Origin of the sequence: Paenibacillus sp. FSL K6-1558 (assembly GCF_038002565.1) — a bacterium.
Lineage (GTDB): Bacteria > Bacillota > Bacilli > Paenibacillales > Paenibacillaceae > Paenibacillus > Paenibacillus polysaccharolyticus.
In genome coordinates, this window is sequence record NZ_JBBOCV010000001.1 from 966,419 (window position 1) to 988,617 (window position 22,199).

The following is a 22,199-nucleotide window of genomic DNA, read 5'->3' on the forward strand; positions in this document are numbered from 1 at the left end:
GTGTTATGAATGATTATTTTTCAGTTCTTCGTACAAGCGAAACACTACAGTTTCTGGATTTGTTCATAATACATGCTCATCTGTACAAAACTCATGCCTACCAGCGGAATAACAAGATACATGAAGATCAGAGCGTACATGGGTGTAAAACCGATCGTCCTCCCCCATCCAGCCTTGATATCAATGATTTTGCTGTACTCCTGTTTGCGCTGTTCAAAATAAAAGGCCATCATGCTTTCTAAATCATCAAAAGCTTCTCGAATGGATATTTTACCTAGAGCCAGTTGCAGTTTATCAATCAAACGTTGAAATTCAGGCAAACCCACCTCCTCTTTTAATTGTTCAAGCGCTTGTTCAGGCCCATGTTCGAAGTGCAACAAACACTTTTGTAGTGGCCTTTTGAAAATGACAGCGAATCGATTAAGCCATTCTACAATCTCCTCCACAGACATTCGATCCATCTCTCGTAAAATCGAAATGACTGTCTGAAATTGATAAATTTCATGCCTCATATCCAACCTTCGCATTTTACGCTGGAACAACATAAGCCAGATGGGCAGATTATAGCCCCCTATCCCTATGAGCAGTGTCAAAACAATTTCCCACCAACGCATATATTGGTTGTTATATGATTCGATCTTGTCTATAATCCGCTGAATTGTTGCTGTCTGAGCATCATGATCAAGCTGGGCTGGTGCAAGTTGCAACAGCGCATTGGAAATATCTTCATATGTGGCTGCTCGCTTCATCTCAACATACGCCATAACTTTTCCATCCAGTGCCGTCTTCTCTCGGGCAACTTTCAAATCTGCCTCTGACATTGCACCAAACATGCGGTCATCCCTGATTGGATCGTGCAATATGTGATTACGCTCGACTTGATGTAGCAAAAGAATCAAGCCTACAGTCAGAACCAGACAACTTGCGAATAGCAATAATCTGCGAATAGCTAACCATTCGTATTTCAGCTCGGTACTGCTCTCTCTCATTAACCTGATCGTCTGATTGTAAGGAGTTGTTCCGGGTTTGGCTGCAAAAAGCATCGCCAGCCTCCGCAAAAAAATATGTTTATACAAAACACGATCCAGTCTGGATTGTTTCTTCCCGGAACGGTAGCGGGTTTCATCATATTGCTGAAGACGCTGTAATAGCAAGTAAGCAACAATGATGATAATGTATATGGATATTTTAGTGATAAAACCAAGTTTGCTACGATAAAAATCATCCATCGTCGGGAAACTGACCCGAGCCCAACGCTCAATTGGCCCTGTAAAGAGTACAGGTACAAGAGCAATCACGTTTAACCCTTGTAGCAGATAATCAAGCCTGTCACGCCTTAATATCTCCAGGTGTATCTCCTGAGTAAGATTACCTATACCTTTCAGATAGATGGAGCCCTGCTCCTTATCCTTATCTCCGAACTCCATCACCATATAAGATACACCGGCAAAACCTTTGAGAAAACGGTTGGGTGCCACTTCATAATATCGTTCAAGTGCTTCATTGGGGTCGGGAGAAGTCAACGCTTCATAGATTAGCCTCACCTGCTCGGCAGCTTCTCCTGTACCTGCTTCGGACGCTTCATAGAGCGCTTCCTCAACCATGCCATGCTGATGATACCGATGTCTTACATCGGCGAACAAATCTAGCATTTGCACCAGCAGTTTTTTTTCCATACGACTCAGGCACATATCTAACACAAGACTGTTCAGCACGATAGCACACAGCGTAGCCAGAAGAATAAAGGTGATACCTGGCTGTAACCAAAACAACACTGTACTTACACTTCCGTACCCGCCCATAATAATCAGAACAACAGTCATCGTGACTCTGCGAAGCGCTGGTTCATCACTGGCATAACGATATGAGATTCTTTTTTGCACTTGCAAAATATACGTGGAAAGCAAGGGTATCTTCATACCGACTTGATATGTCTGCAACAGGAAACTTCCCCAATCTCTATACTTCTTACCTTGAAAATTCACGATTTTCCCCGCAGCGTACATCGAGGTTGACTCTCTCTGCCTCAGCATACGAAGAATGATCAGCGTGATGACTAAACCAACTACACAAAAACTGACTACAACCAACAATAGCCATTTAATGCTCATAGGTTTCACCCCAGTGTTGTCCAATAAACCACCCAAACTTCTCGGCATCTGGTAGCGTCATCTGCTCCTGCATGTCTTCGATGCTAGAAGCCGAGATCGGAGCAGTAGCCACATATTTCCCTTGGCGATACTCTACGACATTTCTAAATGTGAACCCAGCACTTTCTTTCATATTTTCTGCTTCAAGGGAGTGGGGAATACATTCAGTAATCCGCTCAATATATCTGCGGCCCTCTGCATCTTTTTTCATATGAACATCAAAGTTAATGACACTGACAACCTGTTCTTCGGCAATATGTTCATGCTGAAACATACCTGTTTTAAGTAATGAATTCCGGAGTGAAAACACCAGATCACGGAATGTCTTGGCGTGATGTGTAAACAGGGTAAACAAACTCGCCACCTGTGACATCTGAATCATCCAGGCAGCCACCTCATCACTCGCAACCTCACCGAGAATGTTTACTGTCCCATCTGTTTTTTTCTGTAAATCCAGTCCTTGCTGACCCGATATATGTTCCGTTTCCCGAAAACTCAGAATGTTACGGCGACTGTATATCCGTCTTAATTGCAACTCAAATGCCATCTCCTGTACCCGCAAAGTATAGGAAGCATAGATATGTTTCACCATCGCCATCAGCAATGTTGTTTTACCGGAGCCCTGTGCACCGGTTACTGCCGTGATCCGACTACCTTTCATCAAATATTGCAACAGTTCTATTGGTAATTGTGCGTTGTTACCTGTAATCAATTGTTCAAGGGAGGCGTTGGGAATATCAAACTTCCGAACAAAGAATGCCCAGGATTCCGCAAAAGGAGGACGCACAACGACAACACGTGAGCCGTCTTTCATCTCATTCACTTTATAACCACTTGCTTCCGATAATTGACCAGGATAATTGTATTTATATATGTTCTGACACACTCGTTTCAATTCCCGGATACTGCCAAAGCTTAAGAAAGACAAATGAATAGACTTCCCTTTATAAAAAATCCATACACTCTCCATCCCGCTTAGCGGTTGCTCGTTATGCTCATCCTCAAAAGCATGTTCCAAAAGATCATTCCATGAAGCCGGTACATGATTCCCCGTATATGGCAGTATTTCAAGAGCCCCGCTTACCCCTCCACTGACACCATCGATCCGTTGATCCCTGATTTCATCTACTACCGAGAACCCTTTATATTGCTGATATATACGCTGCACGATAATTTCTACCTTTTCTCTAAATCCCAATTCCCTGTATTCACAATCAAAAACATGCTGGATATCTTGATCGGAAATATAGTAACTTCCGCCATCTTCTGAGCCTTCTTCCAATCGGAGTTTACCTAAATCATAGGTATCAATCATTCTGGAAAGAGCATCTACCCCAAATTGCTCACGGTATAAATAAAAGATGATCTCGAAGCGGTCTTGCACGCTTAACCGTTCTGGTTCAGCAAACATCATCACTTCGTCGACGTTGGATTTATTCAAACCAATACTTCGTGTCAACAAGTCACTAATCAGGTTTTTGACATACGTCTTGTCACTGATGCTTCCTGATACACAGCTTTTGAGCGCCTTTCTCATCTCAGCTCGTTGATTGATTCTGCGGCGATACTCTTCTTCATGTAAACCGGCATCGGCAAGCTGGCTATGGCTTATTTCATGCAATGAATTTTTCACTTGTTCAATCAATGTCTCAAACGTAAAGTACTCTTGCTCAGGTATACGTTCATTTTTTTCCCGGATATAGGCTCGATACTTGAACCATACATACCATATACCTGTAATTAGAATCATTGTGATGAATATCGCATTCCAGACCACTAGAGATTCAGGCTCCCCTTTCCAGCCTCTTCAGCACAGTACGCATGCCCGTACCATCCATAATCAGGCGAGCGAGTTCAGCCATAGCTGAGGCAAAACTCCCTTTTTGAACTTGTTTTTTCTCAGTCAGACTCTCCATTTGCAAGTATCTGGCGACATCTCTGCGGTTGATCGCATCCAGATACCCGGTCGTATACGGGACTGCGGAAAGACTTCCCTTGTATCTAAAACCACGCTTTATATTGGAGAGTGTAGCACGAGAATGCGAATCATATTTATTGATAAGTACATGTAGCTTCCGTTCCGTTATTTGTTCAGGCAGGATCTCTTCAAAAAAGTGTTCCAGATGCCTCATATTCTGATTCAGAACAACGACAACATAATCAGCCTGCTGCACAATAAGCTGTGAATCAACATTAGATTGCCCTGCATCCAGAAGCACAAGATCATAACATTGATTAGCAGTCTCCAGCAGTTTTTTTAACAACTCCCCTTTTTCACTCACAGAACGCTCATTTCTATACACGCTCCCAGTCAGTAGATCAAGCTGCTCTTTCAACAGCGGTTTGGTGTAATCTTTCAGGTTGTGCTTGTTAAGGCTACCACTAATAAACAGCCGTTCGACAGCATCCCAACCATTTTCTTCAAAAGAATACGAGACATCGGCTGAACTCTTCTCATCCTGAAATATTCCTGATTCTACACCATAATTTGCCGAACCTGTGTTGACAAGCAATACTCTGGCTCTATATTGGAATGCTGTCGCATAGGCACTCATTAATGCACTTGAGGAACATCCCGTTTCAGCAAATGGACTCCAAAAAGCAATCGTACTCATGCCCTCATCCTCCCCGCTTCTTTGATCGCACGGCGGCTGCGAACGCTCTCCCACCCGGTCAGTTGTTCCACAACACGACATAAGGATTTTTTGTAATTTCTGGACAGTGGGCCGAGATTCACACGGTGGTAATGTTCATTTTCAAGCTTGACCGCAGCACTCAGTTCATCCCACGGGAGGATCAGGGACTCTCCAGTCCAACGAAAGGGGCCACCCTCAAGGTAGGCCCACAGATAACGGGCTTCAAGTCTACAATCCACTCCATTAATCAGCATTCGATGGAAAGCCACCTCTTCAGCAAGCTCATGCTCGTTGAATAACTTTTCCAGCCACCCCTTCCCTCGTTCCAGATTATATCGTTCATAATCGCTCACCCAGACGCGAACTTCTGCGGTAAGCCATAGATGACGTGAAGCAAAGTGCAAGGTCTCGATGTCATATAACACATAATCATAACCATCCAGGCTCTCACCGTTGATCTGCAAATGCTGTTCTACCGCCATTGAAGTAACAAAATGACATGCAATATCAAATCCCTCAAATTCCACAACTCGTAATGATTGCTGATGATCTCCGACACTGTATCCATATTTTTGTTGCAACGTACCGTCCACTAAGAGAACCCGCTTACCTGTTGAAGCAAGTATTTTACTCAGATATAACATCAGATCATTTTTCTCACATAAACCTGCAAAAATCCAAATGTGCACTGATCAGCGCCCCTCAATCTCAATTTAATATTGTTATAAGAATTAATGATTTAATGCAAATTACTCATTTCCCATCAGCAATTGCTGTTGCTCGTTCAAAGTTGAAGATTCAATAGCGTCCGGTGCCTCTCCCGTGTGATCTGTTCCCCTGTTGCCTGATCCGTCGTTCCAGATCGTTCCTTGATGCTCAGATGAATCTTGAACTGTTGGCCTTTTATTATACGTAACAGAAGATTGTGCCACATCTTGTTCGACACCATTAGATGGGGCTGACATGGAGGCAGCGAGCGAACTTTCGAGTGAACTTCGAACTTGTCTCGTTAATTCCTGCTCGGCATGACGAACGATGTTGGGATCACTCTCCAGTAGCTTTAACACTTCGGAATTGGCTGGATATGTCGGAATAGCTGCTGTCTGAAATTGTGGTTCTACATAGGTTAGAGCGTAGATTGAAGCTTTATGTAAATAGGCATCCACGATTGCACTGGACAACGACAAAATTTCTTCTTCTGTCATCGTAATCCATAGTGTTGCTGCGTTTAACCGTTCCACCTTTTTCTTGGACAAGAGAATGTAGTCTTGACCTGTAGGAAACTGAATACGTACGTCGATCATGTCTCCTTTGGCTAGCGAAGATGGTAGCAATACCACTTGCAACTCGCGATTTCTTAAATCAGCCGATGCAGGTGTCCCCTCATATACCATCTCCGTTGTAATCGCCGTTCCTTTTTTAAGCTCAATTTTAGCTGAATGCCCTTCCAGCTTCTGCGAACTAGACCATAGATTGCGTGGAGCCTGAGCGTCCGGTATGGCAATCAGTTTCAGATCCTCTGGTGAGATAAGTTCTCCCGCTTCGATATCCCTGATGGTTACCCACCCTCGGGCACCAGAATTCCACTGCTGCAACAATTCCGCTTCTTTCTCCTCATACGCTGACAGATAACGGGCCTCCATAGCTGATCTGACATCCTCTTTGGTGCTCAGCTGATATACCACATAACCTCCAAAAATCATACCGACAGCTCCTGCTCCAATCAGTCCTGCATAAATCAGTTGACGACTTTGTTTTCTTAATTTGGACAAAAGAGGCTCTCCTTTCCTAATCTCCTCTTCTCATGTACTTTTTAAGTGAAAAAAATGAACGTTTTGGGGTCTGCCCTACCATTAAATGCCCTAGAATTTGTGAGAATACCTTATCCATATGAACATCCTTGTCAAATGGGTCCAGCTGCAGTGGTAAACCGTATACGTGGGATGTATCCAGTGTTTTACGTACACGCTCCACTGCGTCTGTTGCGGCGAGCGGAAGGCAGTATATCCATTTCTCCCGGGGAAAGCGATAATGCGTGCGTACAAAAGCTCCAATCTCCGCTTGTTTCCATTCTGCACCAGAACCAATAATGATAGGCAGATCTGCACGCAAAAGCTCCTCTAATCGATTCTGATCCTGTCCGCTTCCTAGATCCATCACAATAAATTGATAGCTGCCGCCCAGCAGGGATAAAATATCGGCCCGGCCAGACTGCTTCCAATAATGCACGCCATCCACCGCAAACTGCCTGCTTGATGCCACAGGTTTACCGCCTAGAGCAATGTGCTGGATACGTGTAAATGATTGAGAGCGAGGTGACATTTCGATCACCGCGACCTTAAAGTTCTGCCTCTCCAAATAATGACTAATCGCTATCGCTGTATGAGTAACACCTGCCCCAGCAGAAACCCCGGTAAGAGCAATCACTCTCGTGCCCCCGCCAAGCGTTAGCTGTTGATCTACAGGCGAGGACATTATTCCCGGTATTCGAAGCAGCTCCTTCCTCACCTCATTCGCCGTTTGAAACCTTTCATTCACGTCATATCGTAGCAATCGTCTGACAACAGGGGCGTATGTTCGCGGGACATCACTCCGTATAGAACTTTCCACGCCTTGAATCCATTCGGTGTAAGCTCCACTCGTCATTAGATACAGCATCAGGGCTCCAAGACCATATAGATCTGAACGGGCATCCGTTTGTCCGGAACCATATTGTTCTGGTGCCGCAAATCCGGCAGTCCCGAGTTTAACCGTATCTTCAGCAAGATGCGTCTTATAACTGCGGGCAATGCCAAAATCAATCAAGCGCACTTCATGCTCTGGTGTAATCATAATGTTGGACGGCTTCAGGTCTCGGTAAATGACAGGAGGATCCAAGTTATGCAAATAACTTAGAACATCCAGTAATTGAAGTACAAATTCCATCAACTGTTCCACCGGAATTTTACCCCGGCACTGTTTGAAGTAGTCGCTCAGCGTTAACCCTTCAATATATTCCATGACAAGGTACGTATAACCGTCATCGTCAGGAGCAAAAAAATCAACAATCTGCGGAAGTCTCGGATGCCGAAGTGATGTCAACAGAGCCGCTTCTCTCTCCATACTGCCTTCATAGGGCAGCTTCGTGACACTTTCCTTCACAGCCCAGATCTTCCCTGGCAGCTTCAAATCCTCTGCCTCATACACATGGCTCATTCCTCCTGAACCAAGAATCGATAGGATACGATATCTTCCTCCCAGCAGGCTCCCGCGTTCCAGCCTCGCCGGATGTCTCATAGGTCTACCTCCTTCCAAACAACATAAAAAGGGAAAGCTTCACCGATAATGAGCACACTGGAATTCCAGTCATGCTCACTTCGGGATGCTTTCCCTCAAATTTATTGTCGTTATGGTTAATATTGGTATCATTATAGTACACATAATCAACCGTTGTAAAGCAGAATATTTTATAAGTTAAATGACTTAATATTTAATCATATATAATGTGATCTCTTCACGATTATGAAACAGCTGCTTTGAACGCTGAATCTGCATCCGTGAACGCTCAAACGTATCGATCACTTCTTTTATAAGCGCAAGTGGTTTTTTGTGAAGCAATTTCACCGTAACAATGGCTGTCCCACCGGATTGGAGACTATACAGAAGGTCAGATACCAGTCTGCTCATCAGCTTCGGACTCCAGCTCATATCACATACAAGCAGATCGAATTCACCTTCGCGGAAACGCACATCGCCTGCATTTTTTTTCAAAAACGTCAATTTAGGTGAAGCGAGCAAGGTTGCATCCATCTTTGCCGGGTCTACTGCTGTTACCTCAAGCCCGCGCTCAAGCAGAAATGATGTCCATCCCCCAGGTGCTGCGCCAATATCAAGTGCCTTGTGAAACGAAGTAAAATCAATACCAAACGTTTGCTCCGCTTCAAGCAACTTAAACTTGGCTCGAGAGATTTGTCCTTCTTCCTTCTGAAAACGGATCGCTCCACCACTCCAGTCGGACAGATTCTGTTCGGGTCTGGATACACCTGCATATAACATATCATTAGCAGCAAATACCGAAATGACATATTCCGCATCCCGAATAACCCATTCACAGCCCAGATCACCCAGTTTTTCATTCAGCATTTGTTTCAATGAAGCTGCGTTTTCGCCCCAAAAAGAACTCTCCGTTTTGCGAGTTTGCATGACTACTTTAGCCCCAGACAATTCCTTATGGTTCAGGATAAATGCAATCAATTTCTCCAGAGACTGCTCCGTATCCTCTGTATTCTCTTGAAATTGAACAGGCTGAATGTGACGTAAAAACGTCGGAGACTCTTGCAGAAGTCTAATCGAGACTTCTTCCTCTGCAACTGGTAAACCAGCCAGTAGAATCTCACCTGGAACCAGCACCGTGCTCTTCACTGCTCCAAAAGTGCGGCGCAGTTCCTCCTGCGCATAAGGTGCAAAGCCGTGATTGGCGGTGCATATAAAACGGGAAAAGTCTGTTTCTCCCGAAAGTGATTGTGTACTCAACTTGTGTTACCCTCCAGAACGTACGTGTATCCATGGACGATCCTCATGCCACTGAATTTCCACCGGAATATCATACGTATGCTTAATTGTATCTTCTGTTAAAATCTCATGTTTTGGCCCCGCCGCATCAATGCGTCCATCACGGATCAATGCGACATGAGTAAACAACGGCACGATCTCTTCCACATGATGGGTGACGTACACCACCGTCATATTCCGCTGGCGCAGACGATCAATCTCAATCAGCATCTTCTCACGTTCATACAGATCAAGGCCAGCACAAGGCTCGTCCATAATAAGCAGCTTTGGTTCAGCCATTAACGAACGTGCCAACATGACTTTTTTGCGTTCTCCCTGGGATAACGTTCCCAGCGGTTGATTTGCCAGTTTTGAGAAACCCATCTCCTCCAGCAGCTGCATCGCCTTTGTTTTCACTTCTTCTGGAATCGTCTGATAAAAGCGTAAAAAGGCATAGGCTCCTGTAGCGACAACCTCCCATACCGGATCACGTAAGGTCAATTTTTCAATCAATGTTTGGCTGATATAACCGATCTCTTTGCGAACCTCCCGGACATCGCATTGCCCGTACACATTACCGAGCACTTCAATGCGTCCCGAACTAGGAAACATATATCCATTCATCATTTCCAGCAGTGTAGTTTTACCTGATCCATTACGCCCCAGGATGACCCAATGTTCGCCTGGTTCAATGCGTAAATGAACGTCATCAAGTATCTGATTTTCTTCGCGACGAAGCGAAATGTTCTCCATCACTACAACACTCATTTTAACACCGCCTTCCGAATCTCATTGAGCAGATGCTCAACCGAGTTCATCCGATAGACCATCCTGGGTACATCTTGCTCACCATCAAACAACATTAAAGCCGGTACACTCGAAATCTGAAACTGCTGCACAAGCTCCGGAATATCATGAATATTCATCTCATATAAAACACCTTCTGGCAACATATGCTCAGCGACCTCCAGCATACGACGAGCTGCTGCACACGTTCCGCATAACGGAGTATATATAAATACCGCTTGAGGCAACCCTTCCCATACACCCCGCATTACCATTTTAGACGTAATCGGCTTCATAACTTTTCAGCCTCCGCAGCCACTCGCAACATGACTTCACCTGTCATCGGACCGTTATGAATTATAACGGAATCAGGTTTGTTGCTATACAACATCTCGTACATCTGGCGTTTTCCGTACATACTCGACGTATGTAAATAGATCTCACGCGGATAGAGCCCTTCCCGTACAATCGATGCAGCTACTTCACCGCCATTCATCGAATCCGGCCCAAGTTCATAGTCCAGCGATAGAATGTCTACTTCGCCATCTCGCAATAACAAGAGGCATTCCTCAGCATTGGTAGCCAGAACAAACCCTTTTGGACAAGAACGATAGTCATCCAGAAAAACATGCATCGTCTCGCACCTCCCAACTTATAACCACGAACGCATGAGCTGTATATCTTCACTGTGCGTTCCGTCTTCTCCTGTTTCCGTCTCCATTACAACTACCGCCTGCTTAATATGGGGTGATTGCAGCAGTTTCTTCATTGATTCATAGCCCATATGTCCATGACCAATTCTCGCATGTCTGTCTTTGTTCAGACCGGATGCATATTTGGAATCATTAAAATGAACAGCCGCCAGGTCATCCCAATATTCCAGCTGCCTACCTTTTTCCAACAAAATGTTCTCATCTCCAGCCTTCCACATCCCTGAAGCAAAAGCATGACATGTGTCGAAACAAAATGCAATATGCTCAGGGAATCGACTCAGCTTGCGAATCTGGATCATTTCCTCCATCGTTGTCCCCATGGGTCCATGATCCCCTGCCTGATTTTCAAGCAAAATTTTGGATTCGCCTTGCCACCCTTCCAGCGCGGTGTCCAGACAGTGAATCAAATTACGATATCCCTCTAGCGGATCTTTCGTCTGTATATGGCCAAAATGAACAACCGTTCCAACCGAACCACATGCATTAGAAATCTCAAGATCATTGCGAATCGATGAAACAATAGCATGAAACCCCGCCTCTCCACGGGTCATACCTAGTGCCGGATTCGTAGGATAAGGTGAGTGAGCAATGGATGCCATACCATGTTCTTCACACCAGTCCCTGCACAATGTAGCATCTTTTTGATCAAGACTTTTCAGGCTAAGACTGCGCGGATTTTTCGGAAAATACTGAAAAGCCGTCGCTCCCATCTCATATGCTCTCTTAGCCGCCTGTAAAAATCCACCTTTAGTGCTTACATGTGCGCCGATGCCGGTTTTAGGCCTCATGCTGACATTGCGGACAGAAAAATGCCTTTTTGCCCGTAATTTCAACTCGTTCAATGGTTCCCCCGCAGCGAGGACAAGTTTCACCCTCCCGGTCATAGACCCGGCACTGCTCGTCAAACTTTCCTGTTTTGTTGTCACCCTGCATTAGCGGCATTTCCATATAACCGCCCTCGTGCGCAGCCTCACGTAACACCGATTGCATAGAGTGATACAGTCGCTCTGTCAGTTCAGTCGAGTTTGCAATGTTCTGCGTTTTTGAGCTTGGTCTAAGTCCCGCAGCGAAGGCGATTTCATCTGAATAACAATTGCCGATGCCAGCGATAATATGTTGATTTACCAAGGTTGTTTTGAGTGTTCCCCGGCGACCTTTAAGCAGTCCAGCAAAACGTTCCTTATTCATTCTTCGATCCAGAGGTTCTGGACCTAGATCGGACATCGCTTCTTCTGTCTCCTTGGAAGTCATCAGATGCAAATACCCAAGACGCAAACCGATGAAGAACAGAATATGTTCTCCGAATTGAATCTCTACCTGTGTGGTGCGGTCAGGACGATCGTTCTCTGTCCCCCAGAACAACATGCCACCCAGCATAAGATGCAACACAAGACGTTTGCCGTTTGCAAGGTGAAAAATCAGATGTTTAGCGCGCCGTTCCACAAATATAATCCGATTGCCTGTTAACTCATCTATGAACACATCAGCAGTCGTATTGATCGTCTTTTCACGGTTCACAACTACCCCTGTTATCGGTAAATCAAGTATATGCTCGGACAATAACATCCTGTAATTTTCCATCTCCGGTAACTCTGGCATTCTTTATCTACTCCTTCTTGGAAGCCTGGCCTGCCTTTTGGGCTAACCATGCAGTCAGTGTATTCAAATCTTCAAAAACATGATCTGGACGTGCTTTCACGGCCTGAATATGTCCATCCATATTTTCATGTGTAGTAATACCTGTCAGAACAAGTATCGTTTCACAACCTGCTGCCACGCCTGCAGCAATATCCGTGCGCATATTATCTCCGATAACAGCCACTTCTTCCGCCTTCAAATTCAGCCGACGGATGGCTGATCTCATAATAATGCTTGAAGGTTTGCCGATCACCGTTGGTTGCACGCCCGTCGCTGCCTCGATGGCAGCCCCAATCGTACCCGCGCCGGGCGTTAATCCATCATCAGCCGGAAGCTGAAGATCAGGGTTAGTCATAATAAACTTAGCTCCCCCATTAATCCAGCGGAGTGCCTTCGTTAATTTTTGATAGGTAAATTCACGGTCGATGCCTTGGATCACAACATCTGGCTCATCCTCCGTCAGAATTAAACCCGCTTCTTTAATGGCCTGTAACAGCCCACCTTCCCCGATGCATGCTACCTTCGCCCCCGGAAAATCTGCAGCAACGTATTCAGCCGCGGCAACCGCAGAGGTACATACCTCGGAAGCATCCGCTTCTATCCCCATGCCATTCAAATGATCAGCCACACCTTGAGGTGTACGGGAAGAATTATTGGTCACGAACAAATAAGGTACTCCCTGCTTTCGCAACGTGCGAATGAGCTCATCGGCTCCATCAATACGATGCCTGCCATGATACAATGTACCATCCAGATCGATCAGATAGGCCTTAATCATACATTGCACTTCCTCTCTTCATTCCTTCATTCTGTTAACATTTCATCCCCTTAACAAAATCAGGCGATGCAAACAAACCTTTATACTATGTATTCAAGCATGTAGGAGGGTTCAGCCTCATTGAAAGAGGCACATAACAAGTCGAACCGGATCGAACACAGACGGTTTAACTCGCGCGTCTTCTGTACAAGCTTGTCATTTCCTGCGCTTTCCCGGAAAATAATTCGGAAAATTTCCCTGCTCATATTGCCCATCCTACACGCTTTCTGAGCAGATTGCAAAAGGGACCTCGGGAATATTTCTCCCTCAGTCCCGTCTCACTCGCCGGTTGTTGATATGGCCTGCGTCATGAATCAAGGCCTCTGCTTTATTGCGAAGAATCAAGCTTCCCATGAACCACAGGAATCAGTTGGTGCTCGTTCGCAAGCCTTGTGTTCGGAAAGATACTCTTCGCTTCATCGAGTAGTGGCTGAAGCTGTTCCTCATCTTTATAACGGGAACTGAAGTGAGTCATAATAAGCTCACCCACATTCGCCGCCAGGGCCGCTTCCGCCGCTTGTCTGGACGTACTATGATAGTACTCATGAGCCGTGTCAGCCAGATCATGCATAAACGTCGCTTCATGAACAAGAACGTCTGCATCCTGGGCCAGAGGTTTCACGTTTTCGCAAGGACGGGTATCACCCAGAATCGTAATCACCATTCCACGTTTCGGTGCTCCTAAAACATCCTCAGGACGTACCGTATCACCACTGTCTAATGTAATCGTCTCTCCCCGCTTTAACCGTCCGAACAACGGGCCTGGTTTCAGACCGTAAGCCGCTAATTTAGCCGAATCAAGACTACCTGGGCGATCTTTCTCCGTAACCCGATACCCATAGCTGTCAATACGGTGTTCGAGCAGGGCCGATTCGACGATAAAGCTGTCATCTTCAAACAGTACACCGCCAGTATGCTCCACAATATTCAAATCATAATTCAAACGAGATTGGCTAATCTCCATCGTTGTTGCAATCATGCGCTCCGTCCCTGGTGGTCCATACACCGTGAGTGGAGTCGTTCCACCCTGATATGCCCTACTGGACAGCAAACCAGGTAATCCAAACACATGGTCACCATGCAGATGGGTAATAAATATTTTCTCCAATTTGCTTAGTTTAAGCGGAGAACTTAAAATCTGATGCTGTGTCCCTTCCCCGCAGTCAAACAACCACAGCGCTCTGCGCTCATCCAACATGCGTAGTCCAATGGACGTTACATTCCGTTGCAGCGTAGGTACACCAGCATTAGTTCCCAGGAAATATAGTTCCATTCTGGATCGCACCTCTTTCTGTTGCCAGCAAAAAACCTCCGACCATGCGGAGGGCTTGCCTGAACAACTTATCAATTTATGCTTTTTCGACGTTAAAATATTTGGCCTGCGGATGGCTAAATACCATCGCGGACACCGATGCTTCAGGTTCCATCATGAAACCTTCAGTCAACTCTACTCCGATATCTTCAGGCTGCATCAGCTTGAATAACGGACCCTGATCCTCCAGATCCGGACAAGCCGGATATCCAAAAGATACTCGAATCCCCTGATAACGTGCGCCATGACGTTGTTTCATCGTCATATCAGCCGGGTCTGGGAAGCCCCAGATATCCCTCATCATGTGATGCACACGTTCTGCCAGTCCTTCCGCCACTTCCAGTGCTACAGACTGCAACGCATGCGAACGTAGATAATCCCCTTGATCCTTCCATGCCGTCGAAAGCTCGCGCACACCATGTCCCGCAGTGACAACGAGGAAGCCCACATAATCCATTTCACCGGATTCAACTGGCTTCAGGAAGTCGGACAGACACAGAAACGGCTCCACCTTCTGGCGTGGGAACGTAAAGGTATGCAGGATGTTGCTCGTATCTTGCGGATCATAAATGATGACGCTATTGCCGCTCGACTGCGCCGGGAAGAAACGATACATCGCATGAGCCTGAATGATTCCGTCACGAACCGCTTCCTGCATAATGCCATCAACGACCGCTTTCAAATCCGTAGCCTTAGGATCACCCGCAGCGAGCAATTGCTCTACTGAACCACGAAGTCCCAAATGATGCCCAAGTAACATCTGCATGTTCACGTAAGGCAGGATATGTGATAACGGGTAATTCCGCAATGTATGACGATCTAAATCAGGGGGTACAAGCACAGGATGATCAGCTGAAATGGCCGAGCGTTCTACCCGGGTTAACTCAGGTAGTGCTTGAACCTCTCCTACATTTGAAGCATCGGCTTCTTTTTCCGCATCCATCTCTGCTTGCATGGCTTCCCGTGTCACAGGATTCATCAGCTTATTGGCCAGATCCAGACCATCCATTGCATCCTTCGCATAGACTACCATGCCGTTATATTCAGGGCGAATCCGGTTTTTGGTAAACTTACGAGTCAATGCCGCTCCACCTACCATGATTGGCACATCAATACCAGCCGTGCGCAGATCCTGAGCGGTAAGAATCATCTGCTGAGCAGACTTAACGAGCAAACCCGAGAGGCCAATAGCGTCCACTTTTTCTTCCCTATACGCCTCAATAATACGCTCTGGTGGTACTTTTATACCCAAATTAATGATCCGGTAACCGTTGTTGGACAAGATGATCTCCACCAAGTTCTTACCGATATCATGTACATCCCCTTTAACGGTGGCAAGAATGATCTTTCCTTTGACAGAAGTTTCGTTCTTCTCCATGAACTGCTCCAAATATGCGACGGAAGCCTTCATCACTTCTGCACTCTGAAGAACCTCCGCTACAATTAACTCATTGTTGTTAAAGAGACGCCCGACTTCTTCCATGCCGCGCATCAAAGGACCGTTGATGACTTCAAGCGCTGTATATTTGGCTAGAGCTTGCTCCAGATCGGGCAACAAACCCTCTTTGCTTCCTTCAACCACATAAGATGCGAGACGTTCTTCTAATGAAAGGTTCGAGATTTTTTCTTTCTTCTCTACCTTTTTGTTACGGAATGCCGCTACGAAGGCAGCCAGAGTATCATCGTTTGTATTATATAAAAGCTCTTCCGAGAGTCTGCGTTCTTCTTCCGGTATGGACGCGTAGCGCTCCAGCTTCTCGGTATTCACGATGGCATAATCCAGCCCTGCTTTAGTACATTCGTACAGGAACACGGAGTTTAGCACCTCACGACCAGCCTCAGGCAAACCAAAGGAGATGTTACTAATACCCAGAATCGTATGACACTCTGGTAACGCTTCTTTAATGATACGGATACCTTCAATCGTTTCTTTTGCAGATCCGATGTACTGCTCATCACCCGTTCCTACCGGAAAGACCAGTGTATCAAAAATCAGGTCTTCTGGCTTCAACCCGTATTTGTTCACCAGCAAATCATACGAACGTTTGGCTACTTCAAGCTTGTCCTCGCGGCTGATCGCCTGACCACGCTCGTCAATCGTTCCGACAACTACCGCTCCGCCATATTTATGCAACAAAGGTGTTACCAACTCAAATTTCTCTTCGCCATCCTCAAGATTAATGGAGTTAATAATCGCCTTCCCTTGAGAATATTGAAGCGCTGTATCAATAACTGAGGCATCTGTTGTGTCGATCATCAGCGGAACCTTTACTTTTTTGACCACAAGTTCAAGGAACTTGATCATATCTTCCGTTTCCTCACGGTCAGGGTCCTGTACGCAGACGTCAACGATGTGTGCACCGTTTTTCACTTGAGCCCGGGCAATTTCGGAAGCTTCTTCGTACTTGCCCTCGACAATTAGTCGTTTGAATTTCCGTGAACCAAGCACGTTGGTGCGCTCACCAACCATATATGGACGATTGTCCTGTTCGACATATACCGGTTCAATTCCCGACAATGCAGGCGGGTGTGTTCCGTTCAATTCTCTTGGGGGGTATTTGGCGAGTGTATCACGCATGGCCCGGATATGTGCTGGCGTTGTTCCGCAACATCCTCCTGCAATGTTCAACCAACCCTGTTCTGCAAAAGCACCGATCTTCTGCGCAAGTGAATCCGGTGATTCGTGATAGTTACCATTCTCGTCAGGCAAACCTGCATTGGGATAACAGCTCACAGCTACAGATGCCATGCCAGACAGAGATCGAATATGGTCACGCATGAACTCCGGACCCGTCGCACAGTTTAGTCCTACCGAGATTGGGTTAAGGTGTTCTAAGGATATATAAAAAGATTCGATGTTCTGACCGGCCAAGGTCGTACCCATCGGTTCTATGGTTCCTGAGATCATGAGAGGCAGCTTGATACCGCTTTGATCAAATGCTTGCTGAATACCGATACTACCTGCTTTGACATTAAGAGTATCCTGTGAAGTTTCAAGCAGTAGCGCATCAACGCCTCCCTCTATTAAAGCGAGGGCCTGCTCGAAATAACTGTCCACCAGCTCTTGGAATGTCACCCCGCCAGTCACAGACAGCGTTTTGGTTGTTGGTCCCATCGCTCCGACCACATATCGTGGCGACTCCGGTGTGGAGAAGCGGTCAACAGCTGCTTTTGCAATTCTGGCCGCTTCGAGATTTATTTCACGTGCACGATCTTGAATATCGTATTCAGCGAGAACCACTGAAGTTGCACCAAATGTATTGGTCTCGATTAAATCGGCACCGGCTTCCAGATAATCCTCATGTATACGTTGGATCAAGTCTGGACGGGTTAGCACCAACATTTCATTACATCCATCCAGATCTTCACCGCCGAAATCTTCGCTGGTCAGATCCACTTGTTGAATCATTGTCCCCATTGCGCCGTCGAGGATTAATATTCGTTGTTTTATTGCATCGTGTAGACTAAGCTTATCCAATATCTTCACCCCCGCAAAACGTTAAATCTTAGTTTAACAGAAACTTACTTAATGTGAAAGATCGGTTTTGCTCCCGAAAGGTCGCGGATTTGCAGGAATGAAGCAGAATTGTGAATCGACAAATTTTGAGCAATCCGATATAATATCAATTAATCCAAGTGGAAAAGAGGGAAAGCGCATGGCTGAAATTGTTATCCGAAATACGAACGAACGAATCACTGGAGACGAGAACGTTCGAAATTTCTTGAACAAATATGACGTATTATACGAGAAGTGGGACGCTTCCAAATTAAACACGGAACTGCAAAACAACTTCGGCTTAACGGATGATCAGAAGCAAGAAGTATTAGAAACCTTCGATTATGAGATCAAAGACTTGGCGGCACGCCGCGGGTATCAAATCTGGGATGTCATTACCCTTTCCGAGCAAACACCTGACATCGAAGAGAAACTGGCCAAGTTCGAAGAAATCCATACGCATGCGGAAGATGAAATCCGTGCAATTGTTGCGGGTAAAGGTATCTTTGTCATTAAAGCAACTGATGATACAGGTTACTTTAATGTAGAACTGTCTCCGGGCGACGTCATTTCCGTTCCTGAAAACACACCGCACTTCTTCACTTTAATGGAGAACAAACAAATTATTGCGGTGCGCCTGTTCATCGAAAAAGATGGCTGGATCGCCGATCCGTATCCTGATCCAACGTTTATCAAAAACGCCTAACTTTGATTAAAAAGTTAACGTGCTTAACTAACCCCCTGCTCATAAGAGTCGGGGGTTAGTGTGATAACCTAGATGAAATAGTGAGGATACTTGTCCTTTAAAATCTCCTGCTCGTATACTACAAGCCTAAGATGTGCTTCCATGACCTGTGCCGCTTCCTCCGTCTGACGCTCTGTAACCAGCCTCAAAATCTCTTTATGTTGAGAGATAATCACTTCTAGATTCGAGTCTTCTGCTAAACGGAGTAATCGTAATCGATTAAATGGCATGTTCAATTGTTGCAACATTTTCCACGTCCGTAGCTTTCCAGTGCCCTGAAACAAAATCTGGTGGAATTCCTCATCCAATTCGAACAGTCGATAGAAGTTCTTTTTTCCAATACACACTTCCTGCATGGCAATGTTGGTTTCTAATTTGAACATGTACTCTTCAGGAAACGAAGTACAGGCTAACATGACAATTTCCTTCTCCATCTTCTCGCGCATAAACCTGCCTTCTTCCACATGCTCCAGGTTAATATGCGAAACAATAGTGCCACTCTGTGGAATGATATCCAGTAGTTCTTCTTCGGCAAGCTTCATAAAAGCTTCTCGCACCGGTGTGCGGCTCACCTGTAATTCATCTGCGATCTCTTTTTCGGAAATTTTGGTACCTGGTTCAAGCTCCAGATGAAGAATTCGTTCTTTGAGCAAATTATAAGAATACGTCCTGGTAGAGCCTCTTGTTTTCTGATTAAATGCCATGCCTTGACCTCTTTCTCTCAGCCATATTCCTTTCATATTAGCACAAACTACCGCTCCACTTTAAATAACTTTAGCGAAACGGTAGCTCGGCTTCAAATCTTACAAATTACTTTTTGTTTTCCTTATACGTCTTATAAGTGTCGTTCGCCATCTTCACATAATTGGACAAACCCTGACTCTCCAGCTCTTTTAGGAATGTATCATACTCGGATAACTTCCGTTCACCTATAATAAACTTCAACGTATTCTGGTCTGTATAGTCTTTGAGCGGCGTGCTCATCAGTGTTACACGTTCACGATCTTCGGAAGAATAAGGGATAGGTGGTTCAGCCGGAATCACTTCCTTTGTCTCTTTCATATTTTTCTGGAACTCAAGTTCTTCTTCGCTAAACATGGATTGAAGCAGGTCTGTTGTTCCACCGTAAGCAAATACACCACCAGAGAATCCGAAGTCAACGCGAAGGTCTTTCGTACCCTTAGGGTTCAAACCATTGTAATTAATATCATCTACTAACTTGCGTTTGCCACCTTTTTTAGTGTATGTCTCGTTCTCTACACCCCACTTCGCAAATTCCTGTCCTTCATCACTGTAATACAACCAGTCGATAAATTGTAAAATCGCTTTGAAATTGTCACTATCTTTAATCTTCCCGGAAATCATCACACCGTTTTCGAGTCTAGAACCCGACATCAGCTGCCCTTTCGGCCCTCCCGGAACTGTGATCTTAGCAATCGAGAATTTCCCTTCACCCAACGTTTTATTCATATCATTTCGATGCAGTACAAGTGTCTGCGAGTTACCGTTAATAATAAATGATTTACCCGAAACGAACTTTTGAGTAGCTTGATCATCGTCTTGCGTGAAGCTTTCCTTATCAAGGAGTCCTTCTGCAACCATTTTGTTAAAAAACGTCAGCAATTCCTTGTACTCTGGCGTCGTTGCCGTGGCAACAAATTCATCCTGGTCGGCTTTGTAGATCAAGCCATTTCCATATCCCCATCCAGCCTTAGTCCCAAAACCCGTAGCTGCAATGCCAAGTGTACTGTTGAATTTGAAACGGTCTGAAAATGGAATGGAGTCCGGATAGATTTCTTTTAATTTTTTGGCTGCGGTATAGAGTTCATCCCAAGTTGTAGGAATGGCAATATTATTTTCTTTAAAAATGTCTGTTCTTATGATCAGTGTATAATCAGGCCATACTTCCTCATGTAATCCCGGTAAAACATAATACTTCCCGTCCTCCTGACGCAGTCCTTCAAGTTCAGGTTCGAGTTTCCACTTTTCAATTTTGTCCTTGAAGTTTGGCATCAAATCAATGTAATCACTGATCGGCAGAATCGCTCCAGAAGATACAAAAGCAGATTCTTCACCCGGATAAGTCTTTGGAATAACGAGCGGAGCATCGCCAGAACTGATTAACAGCGATCGCTTCTGTGGATAGTCACTCATCGGCACGATGGTTGGCTCCAACGTAACTCCCGTCATCTCCGATATTTTTTTGAATAACAGCCAGTCTTTTTTATAAGGATACGTCGGATGATCACTATACAAAATAGAAAGATTAAATGGTTCCGTCGCTTTGAAGGTTTCGCCCACTTTATAACTCTCCATGGCTGATTTCGTGCCCACTTCGGTAACATCTGGGCCAGTCCCGGCACCACTGCTACAAGCAGCAAGTACAGCGGACATTGTCATTGCCAGAATCATCTTACCAATCAGTTTACGAGGCTTTCTTTTCAATCCATTCATCCCCTTTTGTTTAGTTTCCAAACCTATGTGTGAAAAGGTTACTGCTTAACAGAACCCAACATGATACCGGTTACAAAGTATCGCTGTACAAATGGATAGATTGTTAATATAGGCAGGATCGTTAACACCATCGTTACCGATTTGATGTTGGCAGCAATCTGAGTCAGATTGTCCGCAGAGGTTGCTCCCGCAGTGGCACCACTCGTTGCCCCGGCAATCATATTACGCAAATAGATCGTGACCGGAAACAGCTCTTTTTTGTCCAAATACAAGAAGGCAGGGAACCAGGAGTTCCAATGTCCAACAGCGTAGAACAGCACCATCGTGGCCATGACCGCTTTACTGAGAGGCAAAATGATACGAAGCAAAATACCGTATGTGTTTAACCCGTCAATGGCGGCTGCTTCCTCTAACTCTTCTGGCATGTTCTCAAAAAAGGATTTCATGATGAGCATGTTATATATGCTGATTGCACCTGGGACAACCAGTGCCCACATGGTGTTATTAAAACCAAGGGAATTGATCAGAACGTAGTTAGGAATCAGACCCCCGCTGAAAAACATCGTAAACACGGCAAACATGGTCAGAAATTTACGTCCCATCAATCTTTTTTTAGACAATGCATAAGCAAAAATCGTCGTCATAAACATTGAGATTAAAGTCCCCACCACTGTGTAAAGGATCGTATTTTTATAGTTCAACCAGAACATGTTATCCTTTGAAATGGTTTTATACGTATCCACATTGAACCCTCTCGGGAACAAGCTTACCTTACCTGAGTTAATGTACGCTTCACTACTGAAGGATTGTGCAACAACATTCAGGAATGGATATAGTGTAATAAAAACAATAAATAGCAAGAATGTTACATTAAATACCTTAAACACCTTGTATGATCGTGATTCCTGCATGGTGTTCCTCC

At 45.2% G+C, this 22,199-nt stretch carries 19 protein-coding genes; 1 reads left to right on the top strand and 18 read right to left on the bottom strand.

Going from position 1 to position 22,199, the window contains the following annotated elements:
- Window positions 1-44: 44 nt before the first annotated feature.
- The 15 genes from MHI38_RS04020 to metH all read right to left on the bottom strand — a co-directional run bounded on the left by MHI38_RS04020 (window position 45) and on the right by metH (window position 18,000).
- Complete coding sequence (locus MHI38_RS04020) at window positions 45-2,111, bottom strand: hypothetical protein (RefSeq protein WP_341180991.1); 2,067 nt, start codon at window positions 2,109-2,111, stop codon at window positions 45-47.
- Window positions 2,101-3,900 (bottom strand): ATPase, T2SS/T4P/T4SS family, encoded by a 1,800-nt coding sequence (locus MHI38_RS04025; RefSeq protein ID WP_341180992.1) that lies wholly within the window; start codon window positions 3,898-3,900, stop codon window positions 2,101-2,103. The genes MHI38_RS04020 and MHI38_RS04025 overlap by 11 nt, the downstream gene beginning before the upstream one ends.
- A gap of 34 nt (window positions 3,901-3,934) precedes the next feature.
- Window positions 3,935-4,765, bottom strand: a complete 831-nt coding sequence (locus MHI38_RS04030; RefSeq protein WP_154890455.1) for a hypothetical protein — start codon at window positions 4,763-4,765, stop codon at window positions 3,935-3,937.
- Window positions 4,762-5,475 (bottom strand): hypothetical protein, encoded by a 714-nt coding sequence (locus MHI38_RS04035; RefSeq protein ID WP_154890456.1) that lies wholly within the window; start codon window positions 5,473-5,475, stop codon window positions 4,762-4,764. The genes MHI38_RS04030 and MHI38_RS04035 overlap by 4 nt, the downstream gene beginning before the upstream one ends.
- A gap of 60 nt (window positions 5,476-5,535) precedes the next feature.
- The gene (locus MHI38_RS04040; RefSeq protein ID WP_154890457.1) at window positions 5,536-6,558 is read right to left on the bottom strand and encodes an SAF domain-containing protein; all 1,023 of its coding nucleotides are present in this window, start codon (window positions 6,556-6,558) and stop codon (window positions 5,536-5,538) included.
- Between the two features lie 16 nt (window positions 6,559-6,574).
- Window positions 6,575-8,062 (bottom strand): protein kinase domain-containing protein, encoded by a 1,488-nt coding sequence (locus tag MHI38_RS04045; protein WP_154890458.1) that lies wholly within the window; start codon window positions 8,060-8,062, stop codon window positions 6,575-6,577.
- Between the two features lie 186 nt (window positions 8,063-8,248).
- Window positions 8,249-9,298, bottom strand: coding sequence for an SAM-dependent methyltransferase (locus tag MHI38_RS04050; protein ID WP_154890459.1), 1,050 nt, complete (start codon window positions 9,296-9,298; stop codon window positions 8,249-8,251).
- A 6-nt stretch (window positions 9,299-9,304) separates the two neighbouring features.
- Window positions 9,305-10,084, bottom strand: coding sequence for an ABC transporter ATP-binding protein (locus MHI38_RS04055; protein WP_154890460.1), 780 nt, complete (start codon window positions 10,082-10,084; stop codon window positions 9,305-9,307).
- The gene (locus MHI38_RS04060) at window positions 10,081-10,398 is read right to left on the bottom strand and encodes a thioredoxin family protein (protein ID WP_145331543.1); all 318 of its coding nucleotides are present in this window, start codon (window positions 10,396-10,398) and stop codon (window positions 10,081-10,083) included. The genes MHI38_RS04055 and MHI38_RS04060 overlap by 4 nt, the downstream gene beginning before the upstream one ends.
- Window positions 10,395-10,736 (bottom strand): cyclic-phosphate processing receiver domain-containing protein, encoded by a 342-nt coding sequence (locus MHI38_RS04065; RefSeq protein WP_154890461.1) that lies wholly within the window; start codon window positions 10,734-10,736, stop codon window positions 10,395-10,397. The genes MHI38_RS04060 and MHI38_RS04065 overlap by 4 nt, the downstream gene beginning before the upstream one ends.
- 18 nt (window positions 10,737-10,754) lie before the next feature.
- Window positions 10,755-11,603, bottom strand: coding sequence for a deoxyribonuclease IV (locus MHI38_RS04070; protein WP_154890462.1), 849 nt, complete (start codon window positions 11,601-11,603; stop codon window positions 10,755-10,757).
- Complete coding sequence (locus MHI38_RS04075; protein ID WP_154890463.1) at window positions 11,593-12,414, bottom strand: Fpg/Nei family DNA glycosylase; 822 nt, start codon at window positions 12,412-12,414, stop codon at window positions 11,593-11,595. The genes MHI38_RS04070 and MHI38_RS04075 overlap by 11 nt, the downstream gene beginning before the upstream one ends.
- A 7-nt stretch (window positions 12,415-12,421) precedes the next feature.
- Complete coding sequence (locus MHI38_RS04080; RefSeq protein WP_154890464.1) at window positions 12,422-13,231, bottom strand: TIGR01457 family HAD-type hydrolase; 810 nt, start codon at window positions 13,229-13,231, stop codon at window positions 12,422-12,424.
- 367 nt (window positions 13,232-13,598) lie between these two features.
- Window positions 13,599-14,543 carry a ribonuclease Z gene (gene rnz, locus MHI38_RS04085; RefSeq protein ID WP_154890465.1) on the bottom strand — a complete coding sequence of 315 codons (945 nt, stop codon included), beginning with the start codon at window positions 14,541-14,543 and terminating at the stop codon, window positions 13,599-13,601.
- 76 nt (window positions 14,544-14,619) lie between these two features.
- A complete protein-coding gene (metH, locus tag MHI38_RS04090) occupies window positions 14,620-18,000 on the bottom strand; it encodes a methionine synthase (RefSeq protein ID WP_373323173.1) in 3,381 nt (1,126 codons plus the stop codon).
- Window positions 18,001-18,238: 238 nt separating this feature from the next.
- Between metH and MHI38_RS04095 the strand changes: the two genes are divergently transcribed.
- Window positions 18,239-18,784, top strand: coding sequence for a cupin domain-containing protein (locus tag MHI38_RS04095; protein ID WP_090916759.1), 546 nt, complete (start codon window positions 18,239-18,241; stop codon window positions 18,782-18,784).
- Window positions 18,785-18,852: 68 nt separating this feature from the next.
- On the opposite strand, the gene MHI38_RS04100 is transcribed toward MHI38_RS04095, so the two are convergent.
- The 3 genes from MHI38_RS04100 to MHI38_RS04110 all read right to left on the bottom strand — a co-directional run bounded on the left by MHI38_RS04100 (window position 18,853) and on the right by MHI38_RS04110 (window position 22,188).
- A complete protein-coding gene (locus tag MHI38_RS04100; RefSeq protein ID WP_154890467.1) occupies window positions 18,853-19,527 on the bottom strand; it encodes a GntR family transcriptional regulator in 675 nt (224 codons plus the stop codon).
- Window positions 19,528-19,633: 106 nt separating this feature from the next.
- Complete coding sequence (locus MHI38_RS04105; protein WP_341180993.1) at window positions 19,634-21,268, bottom strand: ABC transporter substrate-binding protein; 1,635 nt, start codon at window positions 21,266-21,268, stop codon at window positions 19,634-19,636.
- A gap of 47 nt (window positions 21,269-21,315) precedes the next feature.
- On the bottom strand, window positions 21,316-22,188 hold the full coding sequence (locus tag MHI38_RS04110; protein ID WP_154890468.1) for a carbohydrate ABC transporter permease: 873 nt from the start codon (window positions 22,186-22,188) through the stop codon (window positions 21,316-21,318).
- Between the last annotated feature and the right edge of the window lie 11 nt (window positions 22,189-22,199).